The sequence below is a fragment of the Moorena sp. SIO4G3 genome, from assembly GCF_010692305.1.
Classification (GTDB): domain Bacteria; phylum Cyanobacteriota; class Cyanobacteriia; order Cyanobacteriales; family Coleofasciculaceae; genus Moorena; species Moorena producens_A.
The window spans coordinates 1-2,477 of the sequence record NZ_JAAHIG010000647.1; the positions used below are offsets into that span (position 1 = coordinate 1).

A 2,477-nucleotide genomic window follows, 5' to 3' on the forward strand; every position below is an offset into this window, starting at 1 on the left:
CATATCTCTTAATGGGGTGGACTTTCACCACCATCCGTTAAACAGTTAGAAATTCGGGTTTTTCCCGCGATTCCCCTAAGTCATACCCCTCCTATCTCAGGAGGCTCCTACTTAGAACGAGCCGCACACTACTTTAAGGTCAATAAGTTACGGGTCTCTCTCCCGGCTCAGCCATCGCCAAAGGCGACGCTACGCGAACGGTTTTTCAGCCTGTACCCTATACTTAAATTATACTATGGCGCTATATAAGTGTCAACTAAAAGCCGTCCGTTGAAGTTACCGTAAGAATAGTGGAGCCTTATTTAATAAGTTTTTACCCTTTTTCTCATAGCCAGTCCCCCATAAAGGCTCCACTATTCTAAGGCGCGCGTCTCCTAGAAGGACGGGGCTTTAAACCCAAAAATTTTGGGAAAAGTTACAGTTAGTTTTATTATAAGGGGTCAGCTATCAGCTATCAGCCGAAGGCTTAGAGCTTAAATTGGATACCTAAATTAAAAGCAATCAAAAGTGGGCCTATTCCAACTCTAACACCATCCTAGGGCGGGTAAAATACCACGCCCCTATATAAATCAAATCATCTACGGATTGCTAAGAAGCTTCTGGACAATTTGCATACCGGTGATGGCTTGCCAGCTGAATAGTCCCAAGAGTACAACATTCAGGACGATGTGACTATAGCGAGCCCAAGTTTGACCTTTCTGCATTAATGGTGTTAGAGAGGCAGAGGTAGCAATAATTCCGGTCATGCCTAAACCAGCCAGCAAATGGGATCCAAAAAACAACTTGCCATTGTTAATGTAGGTTACTGCCATACCTCCGATGGTACCGAGTACCATCATTGCTAGCAACGCTGAACCAACAAGATGGTGCTTAACATTATATTGACCCTTAACTAGCGCTTTCTTTTCCTCACCTTCCGCCGTTCTAGTCTTTTGGATTTTCAAACCTAGATAAAGAGCATAGAAGGCTGCCGCTAGCAGCACCCACATCAGTAAGGGGTGGAAGAATTGAGACCAAAATTTAACAGACTCTGGCAGGTTCATATTGTTATGTCAATTTTCAGGAGCTTCATGAAAATTAACATAGCATAGTTGCCGTTATTAAGTCTAATGTGCTAAGGAATCAGTTAAACAAGATGGTAGTATAGGTCTGATGCTTTCTGATGCTTGCGGTTCAATTTGGGGGAATTTGGGGATTTTTAACGATGTAGAAATCTTGCCATGGCATGGTTGTTGCCATTGCATGGGTAGAGGATGCGTTCGCGTAGCGTAGCCCTTCGGGCTAATCGCTTTTAGCGGAAGCTGAGGCCTTTGGCCACGCTACGCGAACGCTTCATCGCGTCTTGCCACTGAGGCCTAAAACTGATGCCTAAATCAATTCCGGGGAAAGATCCAGGAACAAAACTGTTAACTTACGCGAGATACCTTACTGCAGTTTGGGGTTGATATCCGTGATTCTTGCTCCCCATCTCCCCGGAGCGCCCCCCTGAACACCCCGTCAGCATACCAAGTTGCATTCATATCTAGTATCTGCTTATTTGTTTACCTGCTCACTCCCTCACCAGTTCAAAGAATAATATCTTTGATTGATCGCAACTTGGTATCAATTCTTTAGGACAGGACTAACACACTAATAGACATAGCCTAATAGACATAGCGAGGCATCTCGCTCAAGGCGTTCCAGGTGTGTTCACTAACTACACCATTACCGAGCAAACCCCTGTCGATTTGGAAGCGTTGCACTGCTTCGAGTGTCAGGGAAGCGAAGATGCCATCAATATTAGCGGTATAGTAGTCACTAATCCAAAGTACTTCTTGGACAATTCTTACAGCCTCACCAAAACTGCCAGGACGTAGAATCGGCATATTGACCGGAGCACCACTCAGAAGAGCTTGCCAGGTCTTTTGGTCTACAATACCAGTTGCTCTGAGAAATACCTTTTGCTGGTAGCCTTGCACAGCATATTCAATCTCTGTGTCAAACACACCATCTAATGGACCAAAGTAATATCCCCGGTGAGCCAAGATACTTTGTAATTCTACCACATACAGACCAATGAACCCTAGATAAAGGGTGTGCTTTCTGAGCCAAGCAGTGACACAAGCACTGGTCTGGGAGGTTTCCAAATTAATCAAAGCTGTCATTCTAGATTTCCCTGATGAAATTTTTCCTGGCATTATTCATAATCAAATAGCTGAGCTTGATCTGGGGTGATTTAAGTTTTAATAAGTTGTTAACCTTTTGCCAGTCAAACGTGATTTGAATCACGGGGTAACTATGTCAGGGTAAACGCATCTTATTTTGAAATGCCTACTGGATATGAGAGTCATAAAAATAAGTATTTATGCTTATTAATTTTGAAATTTCTGGTGAGTAAGGCTTATAGAATTTAGATGCGTTTGCCCTGGTAACTATGTAGAGTGTTAAGAGTTGGCTGTGGATCCCTAAGGTCAACACTCACTAGTCAACACTTAACA

General features: G+C 43.5%; 2 protein-coding genes. Both read right to left on the bottom strand.

All coding sequences use genetic code 11. The annotated features are described in order from the left end of the window. Nucleotides 1-578 precede the first annotated feature (578 nt). A complete protein-coding gene (locus F6J99_RS44130; RefSeq protein ID WP_293123555.1) occupies nt 579-1,043 on the bottom strand; it encodes a DUF4079 domain-containing protein in 465 nt (154 codons plus the stop codon). Nucleotides 1,044-1,643: 600 nt separating this feature from the next. Next, entirely contained in the window at nt 1,644-2,144 is a 501-nt protein-coding gene (locus tag F6J99_RS44135) for a peptidoglycan-binding protein (RefSeq protein ID WP_293123558.1), read from the bottom strand. Nucleotides 2,145-2,477 lie beyond the last annotated feature (333 nt).

What these genes read in the sequence shown, in the direction of transcription:
- F6J99_RS44135 (WP_293123558.1), bottom strand. Translation starts at nt 2,144, where the DNA reads ATGACAGCTTTGATTAATTTGGAAACCTCCCAGACCAGTGCTTGTGTC.
- F6J99_RS44130 (WP_293123555.1), bottom strand. Translation starts at nt 1,043, where the DNA reads ATGAACCTGCCAGAGTCTGTTAAATTTTGGTCTCAATTCTTCCACCCC.